Source organism: Microbacterium sp. TPU 3598 (assembly GCF_002356155.1).
Lineage (GTDB): Bacteria > Actinomycetota > Actinomycetes > Actinomycetales > Microbacteriaceae > Microbacterium > Microbacterium maritypicum_A.
Genome location: NZ_AP017975.1, coordinates 2,087,418 through 2,105,988 on the forward strand (window position 1 = coordinate 2,087,418; position 18,571 = coordinate 2,105,988).

Here is an 18,571-nt window from a genome sequence, read left to right on the forward strand (position 1 = left end):
CAGTATTCTTAGACCGTGACCACCTCCCCCGACAGCCTGCGGCACGACCTCGACCTCGCACTCCGCCTGGCCGATGCCGCCGATGCCCAGTCGCTCCCCCGGTTCGACGCGTCCGACCTCGAGATCTCGACGAAGGCCGACAACTCCCATGTGACGGACGCCGATCTCGCGACGGAACGTGCGATCCGCAGCATCCTCGAAACCGAGCGGCCGGAAGACGGCATCTTCGGCGAGGAGTTCGGCGCGCAGGGCAGTACCCAGCGTCAGTGGATCATCGACCCGATCGACGGAACGGCCAATTTTCTTCGTGGCGTCCCGCTGTGGGGCACGATGATCGCGCTGGCTATCGACGGCGTCCCCCAGGTGGGAGTGGTGAGCATGCCGGCGCTCGGACGGCGCTGGTGGGCATCGGCCGGCGGAGGCGCCTGGACCACGCTCGAGGGCGAACCGCGTCGGCTCCGGACGTCGTCGGTCTCCTCTCTCGACGACGCGAGCGTGAGCTTCCAGAGCATCGCGCAGTGGTCGGAGGCGGGGCGCCTCGACACCCTGCTGGCCGTGGCCGGGCGTGTCTGGCGAGACCGGGCCTATGGGGACGTCTACTCGTACATGCTCCTCGCCGAAGGACGCATCGACATGGTCGCCGAGTTCGACGTCAAGGAGTACGACATCGCAGCGGCCGTCCCGATCGTCCGCGAGGCCGGCGGGCGCATGACCGACGTCGACGGTGTCGAGACGATCTCCGCCCGCTCGACACTCGCAACCAACGGCACCCTTCACGACGACTTCCTCACCCTGATGCAGAACTGATCGAACCACGAGGCCCCCGCGATGAATTTCCGCATCATGTCCGCAGCCGCGGGCGTCCTGCTGCTCGTCGGAGCCCTCACCGCGTGCGCCGCTCCGGAGCCGCGTACGTCGCCCACGCCTGATGCCGGCAGTCCGCAGCCGACGCCGTCCTCCGTGCCGGTGACCTCGCCGACGCCGGAGCCGGCCGAAACGGAACTCACCTGCGAGTCGATGATCTCGGCCGGCACGGTCACCGCTCTCGCCGATGCCGGCTGGACCGCCGAGACGAAGGAGTTCGTCGTCGGGGGTGTCGAATTGACCGAGGGGCTGCTGTGCTTCTGGGCCGATTACACCGTCGGATCCGACCATGGGCAGCTGTACGGCTGGTCTCCGATCGACGACTCCGATGCCGCAGCGGCACAGGCCGCACTCCTCGCCGAGGGCTGGAAACGGGAAGACGGCCCTGACGGCGTCTACTTCACCGAAGACGCCCGATACGCCATGGGCACGGACGAAGACGGCTACGGCATGACGTATCTCTTCGGCGACGGATGGGTGCGCCTCGCGGACACGCGCCAGGGGCTCATCTTGATCGAGTGGCCGCGTTAGATCCCTCGTCGACTCCCGTCGGGGTCGATCTCCGTCAGGGGCGACCCGACCCCATCGAACTCTCGAGTATCCGCCCGAAGGTGCGGGAGACCGGTGGCGTCCACAGCAGCACGATGATCGCGGCCGCGAACGCGACCGTCAAGGCCGCTCCCCAGTCCCAGCGGTCTCCGAACACGAGGACGACCGCACTCAACGCGATCGCTATGCCGAGGAAGATCGTGAGCATGAGGCGGGAGAGCCCGCTTCCGCGGCGGACCCCGGCGGCGACGGCGAAGACCAGAAGACCGAACAGGGCGATGGCGGCACCGGTGAGCGAGAAGGCCGAGGCGCTCACGTCCGGGTCGTAGCGTCCCAGGAACACCAGTATCCCGAAGCCCGTCGCCAGCGCGCCGAAGACGTATGCGAGCACGGCGACCACCGTGGTGATCACCGTGGCGACGGGGGCCGACGAGGAGACGGGCACCGTGGAGGAGGACGTCGTCACGCGTGGAGCGTTCCTCGTCGGCACCGTCAGCACCAGACGGCGATGCACGAAGCGCACAACTTCGATGGCCGCGACCATCACGATCGTGATCCCGGTGAGCGCGACGGCGAGGTCCTCCCCCGGGTCGACGAGCACGAAGAACTCGCGAGCGAGCGGGATCGTGAACACTGCGATGAGGAAGATGAACATCGCCCCGACGACCGCCACCTTGAACCGGTTGAGCGGGCGGGCGAGGACCGCCAGAATCCAGATGCCGACGACGGCCAGGATCACGGTGGCGCCCGTGCGCAGCTGCTCCTCGTGCACACCGAGTCCACGCGCGACGAACGTGTACCAGGTCAGCCCGAGCGCGACGACGATGCCCGACGGGATCGCGAAACTCAAAGACCGTCGGAGGAAACCCGGCACGTAGCGCGCCGCGTTCGGCATGAGCGCGAGGAAGAAGGCGGGGATGCCGATCGTGAGGCCGTCCGTGATGGAGAGCTGTCGCGGCAGGAACGGGAACTCGAGGAGGAACGCCCCGAAGATGATCGCGAGCAGTGTCGCGTAGACCGTCTTGTTCAGGAACAGCATCGACACGCGCTCGATGTTCGCGATGACCTGGCGCCCCTCGGCGACGACGTCCGGCAGGTGCGAGAACTGTCCGTCGAGCAGCACGAGCCTTGCAACGGCCTTCGTGGCCGGCGAGCCCGAGTTCATCGCGATGCCGATATCCGCGGACTTGATCGCGAGGGCGTCATTGACACCGTCTCCGGTCATCGCGACGGTGTGTCCGTGGCTCTGCAACGCCGTCACCATGCGCTTCTTCTGCTCGGGGGTGACGCGCCCGAACACCGTGTGCTGGTCGAGCACGTCGGCGAGCTGGGCGTCATCATCGGGAAGCTCTCTGGCATCGAAGCCGTCGGCCACGTCGAGACCGACTTCTCGGGCGATGGCCGCCACCGTACGCGGGTTGTCGCCGGAGATGATGCGGATGCCCACCTGCTGGCGCCCGAAATAGGCGAGTGTCTGAGCGGCGTCGGGGCGCACCTGCTCGCGGAAGGTGAGCACGATGATGGCCGCGAGTCCGTCAGGGAGCCGCTCGGAGTCGACGTCGGCGTCCGAGAGCGCCGCGTGCGCGTGGCCGAGCACGAGAGTGCGGCGGCCCGTCTCGGCGAGTGCCGTCACGGTGCGCCCCAGCTCCGTCTCCGCCGATGTGGCCGCATCGCCGAACACCATCTCCGGTGCTCCCATCACCCAGGTCCCCGGGATGCCGGTGAACGACGCCGCACTCCATTTTCGTGCAGATGAGAACGGGATGTACCCCGACACGACGAGTGGCGAGGCGACCGGGTAGGCCGTCCGCATCGACCGTGCTGTCGCGTTCGCATCGGGCGCCGCGGCATACCAGGCAAGCGCCGCCGCCGCGTCCTCTGCCTGTTCCGGGGCGAGGCCGTGGAGGCGATGTGCCTCGTCGAAGCCGATCTCCCCGACGGTGAGCGTGCCGGTCTTGTCGAGGCAGATGACGTCGACGCGCGCGAGGCCTTCCACAGCTGGTAGTTCGTTCACCAGAACCTGCCGGCGTGCGAGTCGTGAGGCTCCGACGGCGAAGGCGATGCTCGTCATGAGTACCAGGCCCAGCGGGATCATCGCCGTCAACGACGCGATCGTGTTCACCACCGCCTGTACCCACGCGCCGTTCGAGAACACGGTCGTGTAGCCGCCGAGCACGATGATCTGCGCGTTCAGGACGAGCAGGCCGACGGGGCCGATGATCCAACTCACCCATTTCAGCACCCGGTTGACCGAGGTGCGCAGTTCACTCGAGACGAGGGAGAAACGCTTCGCCTCCCCGGCGAAGTGGTTCGCGTAGGAATCGGCGCCCACGCGGGTCGCGATCGCGGTCCCCTCCCCTGCGACGACCACGGCTCCGGACAGCGCATCGTCGCCGGGCTGCTTCTCGACCGGGTCCGACTCCCCGGTGAGCATCGACTCGTCGATCTGGAGCCCGCGCGACGCGAGAACCCGCGCGTCGGCCGGCACCTGCTCGCCGGCGCGGAGCACGAGGACGTCGTCGAGGACGACCTCTCCGGGCGTGATCTCCGCCTCCTCGCCGTCCCGCAGCACGAGCGCACGCGGCGCGTTCATCAGCGCCAGACGATCGAGCGCCGACTTCGCCCGGAACTCCTGCACGCATCCGATGATCGCGTTCGCGAACGCGGCGAGTCCGAAGAGTGCGTCCTGCCAGCGTCCGACCAGGAACAGCACGAAGAAGCAGGCGAAGACGATGCCGTTGAAGAGCGTGAAGACGTTCGCTCGCACGATGCTCCAGGCGCTGCGACTCGTGTCGGCAACGAAGGCGTTCGTCTTTCCGGCGGCGACGCGTTCGGAGACCTGAGCGTGCGTGAGACCGGTTGAGACGTCTGCGGGGGTCGTGTCCACAGACTTCAATATAGGTCCACGACATCGGCATCCAGGCGTCTGAGCGGACATGAAAAGACCCGCCTCCCTAGTGATCACTGGGGAGGCGGGCCTCATTCCTGTGTGACAGCGACATGGTGGAGCTGGGGGGAATCGAACCCCCGTCCAACGCTGAGTCTCCACGCCTTCTCCGGGCGCAGTCTGTGAAGACGTTCTGCTCGGCTCCGACCTTTGTCACAGACACCTAAGTCGACGAGCCCAGCCTGGGAAGAGTCCCACGTGACGTCCAGACGCCATCACGCAGCAAGATTCCTAGATGACGCCAGAATCCGTATCGGAATCACATACGGCCTGACGGACTATCGGGCTCGCTTATGCAGCGAGGGCGAAGTCGTTGCGCTTGGTTTCGGCAACTATTGTTTTGCAGAGAGCGTTTACGAGATAACTCTGCATCCTCGGCCCGCTTCTCGTGGATTCACAGGCGCTGTCGAAACCGATCAGCCCCGTGGTCCTTCTCTCGAAGGAGCCGCTGTCACACTGTGGAATTACCATCCCGGGTGAGGAACACCCGAGCATCACAGACTACAACGTTCTCCGCCGCCACGCCATTCCACGGCGGGTCCAGCCGCTGGCGTAGAGTCGCCCCATGAGCGAAGTCACCGTCACCGTCCGCGGCGAGCATGAAGCGCGAGTCGCGCCGGAGCGCGCCACCATCCGTGTCGGGGTACGCGCCGAGGGCCCCGAGCGCACCACGGTCGTCGAGAACGTGATGCGGCTCGCCGAGCCGGTGCGCGCGAGCATCACCGAGCGCGCAGACGCCGGCAGCGTCGTCGACTGGACCAGCAAGCGGCTCTCGGTGCGCGCCGAACGCCCCTGGAGCAGCGAGGGCAAGCGCCTCGCCCCCGTCTACTACGCCAGCATCGACTACACCGCCACCTTCGCGGAAGCATCCGAGCTCTCGCTGTGGGTCTCCGACATCTCCCCCTGGGACGGCGTCGAGGTCGGCGGGGTGGACTGGCACCTCACGCCCGAGACACGCACGCGGATCGAGCGCGATGTGGCGGCGGACGCTGTCGGTGTCGCCGTGACCCGAGCCGAGGCTTACGCGGGCGCGCTCGGCCTCGGTGAGGTCACGCCGCTGGAGATCGCCGATACCGGCCTCATCTCCAGCGGACAGCCGTCACCTGGGGCTCCGATGCTCAAAGCGCGTGGAGGTGTGGCGTTCGCCGCCGACTCGGCACCGGCCATGGAGTACGAGCCCGAGGAGATCGTCATCTCCGCAACGGTGGAGGCGCGGTTCCTCGCGCGATAGTCGCGTTCAGCCGTGGGCGGTGAAAGGAGCCAGTTCCGCGGCGAGACGCTCTGACACGCGTGCATGCACCGCGGTGCCATCCTCTCGATGGTCCACGGAGAGGAGCATGCCCGACTCGTGGATCGCTGCCACGAGATCGCCGCGGTCATACGGAATCACGGCATGCACCTCGACGGCGGGCTTCGGGAGCGCTTCTTCGACGGCTGCGCGCAGTTCCGCGATTCCCTCGCCCGACCGCGACGACACGAAGTGGGCGTGCGGCTGAAGGCCTCGGAGCACGAGCCTCTCGTCCTCCGCGATCAGATCGGCCTTGTTGAAGACGACGATCTCCGGAAGGTCACGGACGCCGACATCCCCGAGCACGTCGCGCACGGTCTGCAGCTGACCCGCCGGGTCGGGATGCGAACCGTCGACGACGTGGAGCACGACGTCGGCCTCGCCGACCTCTTCCAGGGTCGACCGGAACGCTTCGACGAGCTGATGCGGGAGATTGCGCACGAACCCGACGGTGTCCGTGAGCGTGTAGACGCGACCGTCCTCCGTCTCCGTACGACGCACGGTCGCATCCAGCGTCGCGAACAGGGCATTCTCGACCAGGACGCCAGCGCTGGTCAGCGCATTGAGCAGACTCGACTTGCCGGCGTTCGTGTATCCGGCGATCGCGACGGAAGGAATCGTGTTCCGCTTGCGCTCGGCGCGCTTGGCGTCGCGGGCAGGGCCGAAGTCTCGGATCTGGCGTCGAAGCAGAGCCATCTTCGTGCGGATCCGTCGGCGATCGAGTTCGATCTTGGTTTCACCGGGACCGCGCGAGCCCATGCCTGCGCCGCCGGCGCCGACCTGACCACCGGCTTGGCGACTCATCGAGTCACCCCAACCGCGAAGACGAGGCAGCAGATACTCGAGCTGGGCGAGCTCGACCTGGGCCTTGCCTTCTCGGCTCTTCGCGTGCTGGCTGAAGATGTCGAGGATCACGGTGGTGCGGTCGATGACCTTGACCTTGACGACGTCCTCGAGAGCGCGTCGTTGGCTCGGCGCGAGCTCGGTGTCGGCGATGACGGTGTCGGCCCCGACAGCGGCGACGATGTCTTTGAGCTCCTGGGCCTTCCCGCGGCCGAGGTATGTCGCGGCGTCGGGGTGCGGGCGGCGCTGCAGGACACCGTCGAGCACGACGGCGCCGGCGGTCTCCGCCAGAGCGGCGAGTTCCCGCAGCGAGTTCTCGGCATCTTCCTGCGCCCCCTGGGGGTAGACGCCCACCAGTACGACGTTCTCGAGTCGCAACTGCCGGTACTCGACCTCGGTGACATCCTCGAGCTCTGTCGAGAGTCCACCGACGCGTCGAAGAGCATGTCGGTCTTCGAGATCCCACTGCGCGCCGTCCGTACTCGCGTGCGATGCCGTCGATTCGTCCTGCAGCGCCTGTGCGGCGCCGAAGAGGTGGACGTCCGAGCGCTTCTCCGCGTTCGCGAGTACACGATCGACCGTGTGGTCGTCGGTGGAGGGTGTGGTGGTCTCCGTCATCCGTTCCTTGTCTCTGGGATTTGTTGCGAGCCTTAACCTTAGCCCGCGCTGTCCGGTACGCTCACCGTATGGGGTCAGATCACTACTTCACTGCGGCCCCGGCAAGCCCCGAGAATCTGCGTAAGATCCGCGTATCACTCGCGGGTCGAGAGCTCGAAGTCACCACCGCCGGTGGGGTCTTCAGCCCGGATCGTCTCGACGCCGGCACTGCAGTGCTCCTCGCCAACATGCCCCCGGTACCCCCGGGCGGCGATCTTCTCGACCTCGGCAGCGGTTGGGGTCCGGTGACATTGTCGATGGCCCTGGCCGCTCCCCATGCGACGGTGTGGGCCGTCGACGTGAATGAGCGTGCCCTCGATCTGGTGCGTCGCAACGCCGCAGCTCTCGGGCTCACCAATGTCAACGCATCCCTGCCCGACGATGTTCCCGAGCACGTCTCATTCCGTACGATCCGATCGAATCCGCCGATCCGCGTCGGGAAGAACGAACTCCACGGCCTTCTGGAGCGATGGATCCCGCGCCTCGACGAGCGCAGCGATGCCTGGCTGGTCGTGCAGCGCAATCTCGGTGCGGATTCGCTCCAGCGGTGGATCGGATCGACCTTCCAGCCCGGCTACAGCGTCTTCCGCACCGCTACGGGCAAGGGCTATCGCATCCTGAAAGTGCGCAAGCACGGAAACCCGCCGACGGAGCCGATCATTCTCGGATGAGGCCGATGCGGGCCTGACGAAGCCGACGGTCAGGACCTCAGGCGAGGTCGACCTCGCCTTGGAACACGAGCTGAGCCGGCCCGGAGAGAGCGACGTGCTCACCGTCTTCCGCCGGGAACATTCGAACGCCGACCGTCCCCCCGGGCACCTCGACCTGCCAGTTGCTCGGAGCGTTCTCGCCCGCCCAGTAGCGCACTGCCAGGGCCGTCGCCGCGACGCCCGTGCCGCAGCTCAGAGTCTCTCCGACCCCGCGCTCATAGACACGCATGCTCACATGTCCGATACCGTCGCGCACGAGCGGTTCGCCGGGTACGACGAACTCGATGTTGGCTCCCGCGGGCAGCAGCGGGTCGAGGCCGGGCGCACGGTGGAGCTCGAGGGACGCGAGCTCAGCCTCCGACGCGAGCGCCACCACGACGTGCGGATTCCCGACGTCGATTCCGAGACCTGGACGGGTGACAGACAGGCCGTCCACTCGAACGAGCGGGTCGTCCCCGGAGAGCTTCCACCGGCCGAGGTCGACCTGATATCCCGTCGCGCTTCGGGTGACATCGCGCACTCCCGCCCGCGTGCCGATCGGCAAGGTCGAGCCGGGTTCGATCGCCGCAAGGCCGGAGCGCACGAGATAGTGGGCGAACACGCGGACGCCGTTCCCGCACATCTCGGCGACCGATCCATCGGCATTGCGGTAGTCCATGAACCATTCCGCCTGCGGCTCTTCGTCGAGTGCAGCCGCACCGTCGGGAATCGCCGACGACTTCACCACGCGGAGGATTCCGTCTGCACCGATGCCGAAGTGACGATCGCAGAGCACGGCGACCTGCTCGACGGTGAGGTCGAGCTCACCGTCCGGGTCAGCGATGATGATGAAATCGTTGCCCGTGCCGTGCCCCTTGGTGAATGCGACCATGGGTCCAGTCTAGAGATCGTCGCGGACTTCTCCGTCCCGCGCGAGCCGGTACCGACCGCAGAGAAAGTTCCGGTTTCGCGCCACCTCGATCAACTCGAGGTCGAGTCTGCGCGGAAGCAACGGGGCTCCCGAGCCGAGTGTGACGGGTGCGTACTGCACCCACACCTCATCGAGCAGGCCGGCGTCGGCGAACTGCCCCGCCAGGTCTCCGCCGCCCACGACCCAGAGGTCTTTCCCACCCGCCGCCTGCGCCATCTCCGCGTGCACCGTGCGGATGTCGGCCTGCGTCAGTCGGACATCGCCCTCCTTCGGGAGGTCGAGTCGACGGTGGGTCAACACCCACGTGGGCTGGGTGTACCCCCAGCGGCCCTCTTCATGGCGCATCACCCACTCGTAGGTGGAGGACCCCATCGCCAGAGCGCCGATGCTCCGCTCGAAACCCGTGTACGCCATCGGTCCGTCTTGGTCGATGTCCTGTGTGAGCAACCAGTCCAATGAGTGCTCCTCGGTGGCGATGAACCCGTCGAGGCTGGAGGCCGTGTAGAAGTGCGTCGTCATCCGGCCAGCTTCGCAGCACCCTCCGACATCGAGATCAGGCGTGGAGAAGCGTCACGGCCCGCACCGGAGCCTCCCACCACTCCAGGTCGGGATACCGCTTGAACCAGGACACCTGGCGTCGCGCATAGCGTCTCGTGAGCGCCTGGGTCTGTGCGATCGCCTCACGCTCCGTGAGGCCGCCGTCGAGCTGGGCCAGGGCCTGCGCGTACCCGATCGCGCGAGGAGCCGTTCCTCCACGCTCGAGCCCGTGCGCACGAAGATCCTCGACTTCGGCGAGGAGGCCGCCCTTCCACATGCGCTCGACCCTGGAGTCCAGCCGCTCCACGAGAGAGGGGCGGTCCACATGCAGACCGATGAGACGAGTATGCGGATGCCACAGGACAGGCTTCTCCGGAAGCGAGGCACCGTGCGTCTCGCTCCCCTGCTCGAGGACCTCGAGCGCACGGATGATGCGGCGCGGATTCTGTGGATCGACGCGAGTAGCCGCTTGCGGGTCGAGAGTTCGCAGACGTTCGAGCAGATGCGCGGCCCCTCGGGTCTCGAGCTCTTGTTCGAGACGATCCCGCAGTTCCGGGTCGCGCGGAGGGAATCGGAAGTCGTAGACGACACTCGATACATAGAGACCGGATCCGCCGACGAGGATCGCGTCTCCTCCCCCGCGGTGGATCTCTTCGATCGCCTCACGAGCTCTCGGCTGGTACCACGCGACAGCCGCATCTTCGTCGACGTCGAGTACGTCGAAGAGGTGGTGCGGGACGCCCCGGCGTTCCGTCATCGAGACCTTCGCGGTGCCGACGTCCATCCCGCGATAGAGCTGCATGGCATCGGCGTTCACGACCTCGGCGGGGTTTCCCTCCGCACGCAGCGTCTCGGCCAGCTCGATCGCGAGATCGCTCTTACCGGTGCCGGTCGCCCCGACGATCGCCCAGAGACGTGGCGCTGGCACGTTCCGTCCGGTCACACGCCCACGCGCAGCGTGGGCAGACCGAGCGACACGGCCTTCGGCGCACCGTCGCCGACAGAGGCGGGGACTGCGCACGATTCCGACTGCGATCGATCCCACGCGTCGCCGCCGCGGGTCCGACGGATCTTCAGGGGCGCGCCCGTCGGATCGTCGGCGAGCAGATGGAACGGGGCGCCGTGTGTCACGGTCACGGTGACCACGTCTCCGGGGCGAGGCAGCTCGGACCCCGGGGTCACCTCGAAGTGCACCAACCTGTTGTCTTCGGCGCGTCCCGTGAGGCGGTGTGTCTCGGTATCCTTCTTGCCTTCGCCGGTCGAGACCAGCACGTCGATCTCACGGCCGACCTGCTTCTGGTTCTCCTCCAGCGAGATACGTTCCTGCAGAGCGATCAGGCGGTTGTAGCGGGCCTGCACGATCTCCTTAGGGACCTGATCCTCCATCGTCGCCGCGGGTGTGCCCTCGCGGATCGAGTACTGGAAGGTGAACGCGCTGGAGAAACGCGCCTGCTCGACCACCCGCATCGTGTCCTCGAAGTCGTCTTCGGTCTCACCGGGGAACCCGACGATGATGTCCGTGGTGATGGCGGCATTCGGGATGCGGGCACGAACCCGCTCGAGGATCCCGAGGAAACGCTCACTCCGGTAGGAGCGGCGCATCGCCTTGAGGATGCGGTCGCTCCCTGACTGGAGCGGCATGTGCAACTGCGGCATCACGTTCGGCGTCTCGGCCATGGCGTCGATCACGTCATCGGTGAACGCCGCGGGGTGGGGACTCGTGAACCGGATCCGTTCCAGCCCCTCGATGTCGCCGGCCGCGCGCAGGAGCTTGCCGAAGGCCTGACGGTCACCGAACTCGACCCCGTAGGAGTTGACGTTCTGGCCGAGAAGCGTGACCTCGATCGCGCCGTCTTCGACCAGGAGACGGATCTCGTTCAGGATGTCGCCGGGGCGACGATCCTTCTCTTTGCCGCGCAGGCTCGGAACGATGCAGAAGGTGCAGGTGTTGTTGCAGCCGACCGAGATCGAGACCCAGCCGCTGTGCGCCGAGTCGCGCTTGGTCGGCAGCGTCGAGGGGAAGACCTCGAGCGACTCGAGGATCTCGAGCTCGGCATCGCCGTTGTGTCGCGCGCGCTCGAGCAGACCCGGCAATGAGCCCATGTTATGCGTGCCGAACACCACGTCGACCCAGGGCGCCTTGTCGAGCACGGCCTGCTTGTCCATCTGCGCCAGGCAGCCGCCGACGGCGATCTGCATGCCTTCCTTGCGACGCTTGACGGAAGCGAGGTGCCCGAGGGTGCCGTACAGCTTGCCTGCCGCGTTGTCGCGGACGGCGCAGGTGTTGATGATCACCACGTCGGCCTCGTCACCGTCGACGGCTCTCACATAGCCGGCGCTCTCCAACGAGCCCGAGAGCCGCTCGGAGTCGTGCACGTTCATCTGGCACCCGAAGGTGCGCACTTCATACGATCGCTGTCGTCCGTCGTCGTCGACGGCTGCCGACGACGCGCCGATGATCGTCGGTTCGCTGCGCGGGATAGTCATGATCTCCCCATTGTACGAGCCGTTGCTGAGCTGTCGCGGCGTCCCGGCATCAGTCCGAGTCGACGAATCGGACCCCGGACGTGGAACCTCCGAAGGAGTTCTCCCGCAGCGCAGCCTTCGCGGCTTTCATCGCCACGGCTCCGTTGTAGCCGCGTCGTGAGAGCTGGCCCACCAGCCGCCGCAGAGCCGTGTCGTGATCGAGCCGGCTCATCGACCGCGCCTTGCCGCGAGCGAACTCCAGCGCGCGATCGTCATCGTCGTCCGGCAACTCATCGAGAGCACCGTCGACCACATCGCGCGGAATGCCGCGCTGCGCGAGTGCGCGAGACAACGCGACCCGTCCCTGTCCCTTCCGCTCGACGCCCGATGTCACCAGCACGGCGGCGAGGGCGGCGTCGTCGAGATAGCCGCGACGGGAGAAGTCATCGATCACCTCGTCGACGACCGCACCGTCGAGGCCGACGCCTCGCAGGACCTGTCGGGCCTCCGAGATGGACAACGATCGCGCCCGCAGCTTACGGACGAGAGACTCCTCCGCGGCCACACGCACCTCGTCCGGCGATGCCTTCTCGTCGGCGCCGGCATCGTCGCTCTCTCCGCCGCCGAGTGCGCGAAGGTGAGGAGCGGACTTCGTCGGGCGCGTCGACGCTGTGGCGGAACTGCCCCTGATCCCCCGCGCGGGATGACGATCGCTGGGAGTACCCGCGTCGGACGCGTCGATGTGCGAGGCACTGTCCGGAGGGGCATCCCAGGTCGTGCGCCAGACCGCCGCGTCGCTGGCGCGGGGATCGTCCGTCGACTGGTCGTCGCCTTCCGCAAGGCGAGGCGGCGGCGTGTGCGTTTGCTTCTTCGACCCACCGCCGAAGAGGGGGATGATGGGGGCGATCCGGTCGGGATCGCCCCCACGCGTGTCGTTCATCAGGCCGGACGACGCTCAGCGAGCTCGTCTGCAGCTGCCGGTACCGAAGCGGGGCCGCCGATACCGAGCTTCTGCTTGATCTGCGTCTCGATCGCCAGCGCGATATCGGGGTTGTTCAACAGGAAGGTGCGCGCGTTCTCTTTGCCCTGGCCCAGCTGGTCACCGTCGTAGGTGTACCACGAGCCCGACTTCTTCACGATGGCGTGCTCGACACCGAAGTCGATCAGGCTGCCCTCACGGGAGATGCCGACGCCGTAGAGGATGTCGAACTCGGCCTGCTTGAACGGCGGCGCCATCTTGTTCTTGACCACCTTGACCCTGGTGCGGTTTCCGACGGCGTCGGTTCCGTCCTTGAGGGTCTCGATACGACGGATGTCCATGCGGACCGAGGCGTAGAACTTCAGCGCCTTACCACCGGCGGTCGTCTCGGGCGAGCCGAAGAAGACGCCGATCTTCTCGCGAAGCTGGTTGATGAAGATCATCGTCGTGTTGGTCTGGTTCAGGCCACCGGTGAGCTTACGCAGCGCCTGCGACATGAGTCGCGCCTGCAGACCGACGTGCGAGTCGCCCATCTCGCCCTCGATCTCGGCGCGGGGCACGAGCGCCGCCACGGAGTCGATGACGATGAGGTCGATGGCTCCCGAGCGCACGAGCATGTCGGCGATCTCGAGGGCCTGCTCACCGGTGTCGGGCTGCGACACCAGGAGCGCGTCGATGTCGACGCCGAGCTTCGCGGCGTAGTCGGGGTCGAGCGCGTGTTCGGCGTCGATGAACGCGGCGATTCCGCCTGCGCGCTGAGCGTTCGCGATCGCATGCAGGGTGAGGGTCGTCTTACCCGAGGACTCCGGTCCGTAGATCTCGACGATTCGACCACGCGGGAGGCCTCCGACGCCGAGAGCGACGTCGAGGGCGATGGAGCCGGTGGGGATGACCGCCACGGGGGCGCGCTCATCGCTGCCCAGCCGCATGACCGAGCCCTTTCCGAACTGGCGATCGATCTGGGCGAGGGCGGTCTCGAGGGACTTCTCGCGGTCGGCGGGTGATGGCATGATGTGCTCCTTCTGCGCGCGTGATGCCGCCTGTAGGCTGTCGCGGCTCTCCCGGTTGGGAGAAACTCTCCGACAAGGCGTAATGGCTCTTCGGCTTGTTTTCCACCGTAGGAGAGGCCACCGACATCGATGCGGAGAGCTCACATACCGTGCAGAACAGATTCCCTGAACCACTTGTGCAGAAGACTACGCCCGCTTCGAACAGATCTTCGACGACACGCCGTGGATCTCAGGTCGTTTCCCGTAGGCATCGGAGATCGACGAACGACTCAGCGTCCGCGCGGCTCCTGCCGACCGACGCCGTGTCGCCTGTTCTCCGGAACATCCATCTCGACGCACAGGGCCAACCAGATGTCGCGTGGCGGTGTTCCCTCGGCCAGCGCCTCGCGCGCTGTTCGACCGCCGACAGCGCTGAGCGCCAGGTCGTTCACCAGAGAGGACGCGCGTGCCTGAAACTCGGTCTCGACGGCGCGAAGGAATTCGCTACGACGCATGGCTTCCCCGACCGGGGATCAGTGCAGCGAAAGCTGAGGTTCGATCGACGCGACGAGGTCGTCGGGAACGACGTCCGGGAAGACCTGGATGCCCTCGAGCACCGAGATGCGGTCTCCGACCTCGCGCATGATCGTCGAAATGGGAACGTCGAGCGCGTCGGCGACGGAAGCGAGGATCTCGCTCGACGCCTCCTTCTGCCCACGCTCGACCTCGCTGAGGTAGCCGAGCGCAACCGACGCCTTGCTTGCGACCTGCCGGAGCGTGCGCCCCTTCTGCAGGCGGAAGTCCCTCAGCACATCGCCGATTTCCTGTCGTACAAGAATCATCGGAACCTCCTCCCCATGTGATCGTTCGAGGTCTCCCCCGATGAGACAGCCAGTCTAGTACCCCTGGCATGCACAGAATCTACCCCTGCACTCTGTGGTTTAAGTGTGAGCACATCAGAGATAACCACCCCGGCGGTCCTGCTATTCCGCCAGCATCGCGCACAGTTCTTCGAGCGCTGCCGCGACCGTCTGCGCGCGGATCGAGTCGCGATCTCCGAGGAAACGGAAGGCCGTCGTCCTCATCGCCGCCGGCGTCGCCACGCCGATGTGCACCGTGCCGACCGGTTGCCCGTCGGGGGAATCCGGACCGGCGATTCCCGTCGTCGACACCCCGACATCGGCCGGCGAGCCACCGACGCTCACGACACTCCTCACTCCGTCTGCCATCTGCAGCGCGACCTGCGGATGCACCGGCCCGTGCACGGCGAGAAGATCCGCGTCGACGCCCAACACCGACGCCTTCACCGGCGTCGCGTACGCCACCACCCCGCCGAGCAACACCGTGGACGCGCCGGGAACCGAGACCAGGTCGGCGCACAGGGCGCCGCCGGTCAGCGACTCCGCGACTCCGAGCGTCCATCCCCGTCGACCCAGCGCCGCGAGGACGGCAGCAGCCGCGTCGCTCACGACTTCCGGCGCGAGCCGCGGACCTGGGCCACGATGTAGTCGATACCGCTCGCGACCGTGAGCACCAGGACGATGAGCATGAGGATGAAGGTGATCAACGTCCATGCATCGAGACCGACGAGATAGTGCAGCGGAAGCAACGCCCAGCCGAGCGCCACACCCTGGAACGCCGTCTTGATCTTGCCCATCCAGGCCGCAGCGACGACATGCTCGCTGGCGACCATGAGCCGGTGGATTGTGATCCCCCACTCGCGCACGAGGATGAGGGCGACGATCCACCAGCCGACCTCGCCGAGGATGGCGAGTCCGATGAACCCGGCCCCCGTGAGCATCTTGTCGGCGATGGGATCCCAGAGCTTGCCGAAATCGCTGACGATGTCGTACTTGCGCGCGAGGTAGCCGTCGACCCAGTCCGTGGAGATCCCCACGATGAAGATGACCGCGGCCGCCCAGCGGAGGCCGGGCTCGGCGAGGCCGTAGGTTCCGCCCAGCAGCAACAGGACGAAGAAGACGACCGCCAGCGGGATGCGCGCGACGGTGATGGCGTTGGGCAGCTGCCGCGGGATGGCCATCAGTCGCGTCCCGTCAGGCCCCAGGCGTCTTCGTCGCCCTCGGCCTCCACCTCGGGAAGCCCCTCATACTGGGCAGCGATCGGATCGTGCGTCTGGGGCAGGGGTGGCACCGGCGGAGCGACAGGGGCGGCGGAAGCGGGCGGCGACGTCGGAACGTCGTCACCGCGCAGCTTCGCCATCACCTGTGGGAGCTGCTCGGCCGTGGCCAGCACGTCGCGCGCCTTGGAGCCCTCGGACGGGCCGACGATCTCACGTGACTCCAGCAGGTCCATGAGGCGACCGGCCTTCGCGAAGCCGACCCGCAGCTTGCGCTGGAGCATCGAGGTCGATCCGAACTGCGACGAGACGATGAGCTCGGCAGCCGCGAGCAGCAGTTCCAGGTCGTCGCCGATGTCTTCGTCGACTTCCTTCTTCTTGGTCGGCTCCATCGCCTCCTGCACGTCGGGACGATAGTCCGGACGAGCCTGGCGGGTGACGTGCTTGACGACCGCGTCGATCTCCTTCTCGTCGACCCACGCGCCCTGCAGACGGAACGGCTTCGACGAGCCCATCGGCGAGAACAGCGCGTCACCCTGACCGATGAGCTTGTCCGCCCCGGGGCTGTCGAGGATGACGCGGCTGTCGGTGACACTGGTGACGGCGAAGGCCAGTCGAGACGGGACGTTCGCCTTGATGAGTCCGGTGACGACGTCGACGCTCGGCCGCTGGGTCGCGAGGACGAGGTGGATGCCGGAGGCTCGCGCGAGCTGCGTGATGCGCACGATCGAGTCCTCCACGTCGCGAGGGGCGACCATCATGAGGTCGGCGAGCTCGTCGACCACGACCAGGAGGTACGGGTACGGCTTCAGAACGCGCTCGCTGCCCACCGGCAGCTCGACCTCCCCGGCGCGCACGGCACGGTTGAAGTCGTCGATATGACGGAAGCCGAAAGACGCGAGGTCGTCGTACCTCATGTCCATCTCCTTCACGACCCACTGCAGCGCTTCGGCCGCCTTCTTGGGGTTCGTGATGATGGGCGTGATCAGGTGCGGGACACCGGCGTAGCTGGTGAGCTCCACGCGCTTCGGGTCGATGAGGACCATGCGCACATCGGCGGGCCGCGCCCGCATCAGCAGGCTGGTGATCATGGAGTTCACGAAGCTCGACTTACCGGAGCCGGTGGAACCGGCCACCAGGAGGTGCGGCATCTTCGCGAGGTTCGCGATGACGATGTTGCCGCCGACGTCCTTGCCCACGCCGATCGTCATCGGATGCGTGCTCTTCTGCGCGGCGGGCGAACGCAGCACGTCGCCGAGCGCGACCATCTCCTTGTCGGCGTTGGGAATCTCGATGCCGATCGCGCTCTTGCCCGGGATCGGCGAGAGGATGCGGACGTCGTTCGAGGCGACCGCGTAGGCGAAGTTGTTGCTCAGCTGCAGGATCTTCTCGACCTTGACGCCGTGACCGACCTCGACCTCGTACTGGGTGACCGTCGGGCCGCGCGAGAAGCCGGTGACCTTCGCATCCACCTTGAACTGCGACAGCACACTGGTGATCTGCTCGATCACCTTGTCGGTGGCCTCGGAGCGCATCACCGGAGGCGGCCCTTCGACCAGAAGACCGGGAGAGGGCAGGATGTACGGCGTCACGGGCGCCTGCGGCCCGCGGTCGCCTGGCCCCTCGGTGCCGAAGCCGTCGAGGCCGGGAAGCTCCGGCACCTCTCCGGTGTCGGAGGAGTCGTCGAGCAGTGCCGTGGTCTGCTGCTCCGCGAGCGAATCGGCGACGGACCTCACGTCGGACAGCACCTCGGTGGCGGCGTCGTACGGGTTCTCGACGACGACGGCCTGATCGTAGGCGGGAGTCGGGTCGGAGGTCGTGAGCAGTGCGGTGATGTCGTCGGAGCCGAGCGTGCCTTCGTCGGGGTCCTCTTCACGGCCGGTCTTGTTGCGCCGCCACCACGGCAGCACGTCGGGATCGTCGACCTTGTCGGCGTCGTCGATCGCCGCGGAGTCTTTGGCCGACTTCTCCGGACGCTCGGCATCGAACATCCAGGCGTAGAGATCGCCGAGACGGGCGCCGATGCGGTTCGGCGGAGTCTTGGTGAGGATGAGGATGCTGAGCGCCGCCAGCAGCGACAGCACGATGTACGCGGGGATGTCGGTGAGGTAGCTGAGCGGCTGGCCGACCAGCCAACCCAGCAGACCACCTGATTCACTCAGCGCGGGCATCCCCTGATTGGGATGCGGGCGCGGGCCAGCGACATGGAAGATCCCCGCGAGCGCCAGGACGAACAATCCGAAACCGATTCCGATGCGGCCGTTGTCATGAACCGACGAAGGGTGGCGGAACAGCCAACCTGCGAGCAGCAGAAGCAGAACGGGCATGATGAAGGCGACCCGGCCTACGAAGAGACCGACTGAGAACGCGCTGATGTTCGCAGCGACCTCGTTGCCGATGAAGAACCACTCGTTGACCGCACCGAGCACGGCGAGGAGCACGAGGAAGAACGGGAATCCGTCCCGCCGATCGTCCTTCTCGAGCGTTTCCGGCCCGAACGCACGGAAGAGTCCGCCGACGCCGTGCGCCAGCCCGGCCCAGGCCCGGACGGCGACCGGCGGCTTGTCTGGCTCGTCGATGTACTTCTTGGGAGCGGGCTGCGCCTTGCGAGCGGGCTGGGCCTTGGGAGCCGTCTGCCGCTTGGGGCGCGACGGTGCGCTGGTCGACGCGCTCTCTGTCTTCGTGGTACTCCTGGCCATGCTCTCACGTTACGTCCAACAGCCGACATCTCCGCGTAATGACGCGGCTTTCCATG

The 18,571-nt window shown here is 66.9% G+C and carries 16 protein-coding genes, 1 other RNA gene and 1 pseudogene; 4 read left to right on the top strand and 14 right to left on the bottom strand.

The genetic code is table 11. The annotated features are described in order from the left end of the window. Positions 1-15 precede the first annotated feature (15 nt). Both MST3598_RS09935 and MST3598_RS09940 read left to right on the top strand, forming a co-directional pair. Positions 16-807 (top strand): inositol monophosphatase family protein, encoded by a 792-nt coding sequence (locus tag MST3598_RS09935; RefSeq protein ID WP_029259031.1) that lies wholly within the window; start codon positions 16-18, stop codon positions 805-807. A 21-nt stretch (positions 808-828) separates the two neighbouring features. Beyond that, positions 829-1,395, top strand: coding sequence for a hypothetical protein (locus tag MST3598_RS09940; protein ID WP_021198648.1), 567 nt, complete (start codon positions 829-831; stop codon positions 1,393-1,395). Positions 1,396-1,429: 34 nt separating this feature from the next. Here the strand turns inward: MST3598_RS09940 and MST3598_RS09945 are convergent, their stop codons facing one another. Together MST3598_RS09945 and ssrA are read right to left on the bottom strand one after the other, a co-directional pair. After that, the gene (locus MST3598_RS09945; RefSeq protein ID WP_029259030.1) at positions 1,430-4,300 is read right to left on the bottom strand and encodes an HAD-IC family P-type ATPase; all 2,871 of its coding nucleotides are present in this window, start codon (positions 4,298-4,300) and stop codon (positions 1,430-1,432) included. A gap of 114 nt (positions 4,301-4,414) precedes the next feature. Next, positions 4,415-4,784: a transfer-messenger RNA gene (gene ssrA, locus MST3598_RS09950) on the bottom strand. 141 nt (positions 4,785-4,925) lie between these two features. On the opposite strand from ssrA, the gene MST3598_RS09955 reads away from it, so the two are divergent. Then, positions 4,926-5,591: an SIMPL domain-containing protein gene (locus tag MST3598_RS09955; RefSeq protein ID WP_021198646.1), complete on the top strand. Its 666-nt coding sequence runs from the start codon at positions 4,926-4,928 to the stop codon at positions 5,589-5,591. Between the two features lie 6 nt (positions 5,592-5,597). On the opposite strand, the pseudogene hflX reads toward MST3598_RS09955, so the two are convergent. Then, positions 5,598-6,884: pseudogene (gene hflX / locus MST3598_RS09960) on the bottom strand (GTPase HflX); the annotation flags it as partial. A 293-nt stretch (positions 6,885-7,177) separates the two neighbouring features. Here hflX and MST3598_RS09965 point away from each other — a divergent pair. After that, positions 7,178-7,819 carry a class I SAM-dependent methyltransferase gene (locus MST3598_RS09965; RefSeq protein ID WP_021198644.1) on the top strand — a complete coding sequence of 214 codons (642 nt, stop codon included), beginning with the start codon at positions 7,178-7,180 and terminating at the stop codon, positions 7,817-7,819. Between the two features lie 37 nt (positions 7,820-7,856). Here MST3598_RS09965 and dapF read toward each other — a convergent pair whose 3' ends face one another. From dapF to MST3598_RS10020, 11 genes are all read right to left on the bottom strand, one after another. Next, entirely contained in the window at positions 7,857-8,729 is an 873-nt protein-coding gene (dapF, locus tag MST3598_RS09970; protein ID WP_029259028.1) for a diaminopimelate epimerase, read from the bottom strand. 9 nt (positions 8,730-8,738) lie between these two features. Next, positions 8,739-9,287 carry a dihydrofolate reductase family protein gene (locus MST3598_RS09975; RefSeq protein ID WP_029259027.1) on the bottom strand — a complete coding sequence of 183 codons (549 nt, stop codon included), beginning with the start codon at positions 9,285-9,287 and terminating at the stop codon, positions 8,739-8,741. A 34-nt stretch (positions 9,288-9,321) separates the two neighbouring features. Next, complete coding sequence (gene miaA / locus MST3598_RS09980; protein ID WP_029259026.1) at positions 9,322-10,233, bottom strand: tRNA (adenosine(37)-N6)-dimethylallyltransferase MiaA; 912 nt, start codon at positions 10,231-10,233, stop codon at positions 9,322-9,324. A gap of 11 nt (positions 10,234-10,244) precedes the next feature. Continuing rightward, positions 10,245-11,792 carry a tRNA (N6-isopentenyl adenosine(37)-C2)-methylthiotransferase MiaB gene (gene miaB / locus MST3598_RS09985; RefSeq protein ID WP_029259025.1) on the bottom strand — a complete coding sequence of 516 codons (1,548 nt, stop codon included), beginning with the start codon at positions 11,790-11,792 and terminating at the stop codon, positions 10,245-10,247. 49 nt (positions 11,793-11,841) lie between these two features. Beyond that, positions 11,842-12,711, bottom strand: a complete 870-nt coding sequence (locus MST3598_RS09990; RefSeq protein ID WP_096359555.1) for a regulatory protein RecX — start codon at positions 12,709-12,711, stop codon at positions 11,842-11,844. After that, entirely contained in the window at positions 12,711-13,760 is a 1,050-nt protein-coding gene (gene recA, locus MST3598_RS09995; protein WP_021198638.1) for a recombinase RecA, read from the bottom strand. The genes MST3598_RS09990 and recA overlap by 1 nt, the downstream gene beginning before the upstream one ends. Before the next feature lie 269 nt (positions 13,761-14,029). Next, positions 14,030-14,254, bottom strand: a complete 225-nt coding sequence (locus MST3598_RS10000; protein ID WP_029259023.1) for a DUF3046 domain-containing protein — start codon at positions 14,252-14,254, stop codon at positions 14,030-14,032. An 18-nt stretch (positions 14,255-14,272) separates the two neighbouring features. Next, the gene (locus tag MST3598_RS10005; RefSeq protein ID WP_017830901.1) at positions 14,273-14,581 is read right to left on the bottom strand and encodes a helix-turn-helix domain-containing protein; all 309 of its coding nucleotides are present in this window, start codon (positions 14,579-14,581) and stop codon (positions 14,273-14,275) included. Positions 14,582-14,722: 141 nt separating this feature from the next. Next, on the bottom strand, positions 14,723-15,208 hold the full coding sequence (locus tag MST3598_RS10010; protein ID WP_029259022.1) for a CinA family protein: 486 nt from the start codon (positions 15,206-15,208) through the stop codon (positions 14,723-14,725). Continuing rightward, positions 15,205-15,780, bottom strand: a complete 576-nt coding sequence (gene pgsA, locus MST3598_RS10015; protein ID WP_029259021.1) for a CDP-diacylglycerol--glycerol-3-phosphate 3-phosphatidyltransferase — start codon at positions 15,778-15,780, stop codon at positions 15,205-15,207. Before pgsA ends, MST3598_RS10010 begins: the two co-directional genes overlap by 4 nt. Beyond that, positions 15,780-18,515: an FtsK/SpoIIIE family DNA translocase gene (locus MST3598_RS10020; protein ID WP_029259020.1), complete on the bottom strand. Its 2,736-nt coding sequence runs from the start codon at positions 18,513-18,515 to the stop codon at positions 15,780-15,782. Before MST3598_RS10020 ends, pgsA begins: the two co-directional genes overlap by 1 nt. Between the last annotated feature and the right edge of the window lie 56 nt (positions 18,516-18,571).

Bases quoted from the DNA above. Each gene is read 5' to 3' on its own strand.
- MST3598_RS09940 (WP_021198648.1), top strand. From the start codon at position 829: ATGAATTTCCGCATCATGTCCGCAGCCGCGGGCGTCCTGCTGCTCGTC.
- MST3598_RS09955 (WP_021198646.1), top strand. From the start codon at position 4,926: ATGAGCGAAGTCACCGTCACCGTCCGCGGCGAGCATGAAGCGCGAGTC.
- MST3598_RS09965 (WP_021198644.1), top strand. From the start codon at position 7,178: ATGGGGTCAGATCACTACTTCACTGCGGCCCCGGCAAGCCCCGAGAAT.
- dapF (WP_029259028.1), bottom strand. From the start codon at position 8,729: ATGGTCGCATTCACCAAGGGGCACGGCACGGGCAACGATTTCATCATC.
- MST3598_RS09975 (WP_029259027.1), bottom strand. From the start codon at position 9,287: ATGACGACGCACTTCTACACGGCCTCCAGCCTCGACGGGTTCATCGCC.
- miaB (WP_029259025.1), bottom strand. From the start codon at position 11,792: ATGACTATCCCGCGCAGCGAACCGACGATCATCGGCGCGTCGTCGGCA.
- MST3598_RS09990 (WP_096359555.1), bottom strand. From the start codon at position 12,711: ATGAACGACACGCGTGGGGGCGATCCCGACCGGATCGCCCCCATCATC.
- recA (WP_021198638.1), bottom strand. From the start codon at position 13,760: ATGCCATCACCCGCCGACCGCGAGAAGTCCCTCGAGACCGCCCTCGCC.
- MST3598_RS10000 (WP_029259023.1), bottom strand. From the start codon at position 14,254: ATGCGTCGTAGCGAATTCCTTCGCGCCGTCGAGACCGAGTTTCAGGCA.
- MST3598_RS10005 (WP_017830901.1), bottom strand. From the start codon at position 14,581: ATGATTCTTGTACGACAGGAAATCGGCGATGTGCTGAGGGACTTCCGC.
- pgsA (WP_029259021.1), bottom strand. From the start codon at position 15,780: ATGGCCATCCCGCGGCAGCTGCCCAACGCCATCACCGTCGCGCGCATC.
- MST3598_RS10020 (WP_029259020.1), bottom strand. From the start codon at position 18,515: ATGGCCAGGAGTACCACGAAGACAGAGAGCGCGTCGACCAGCGCACCG.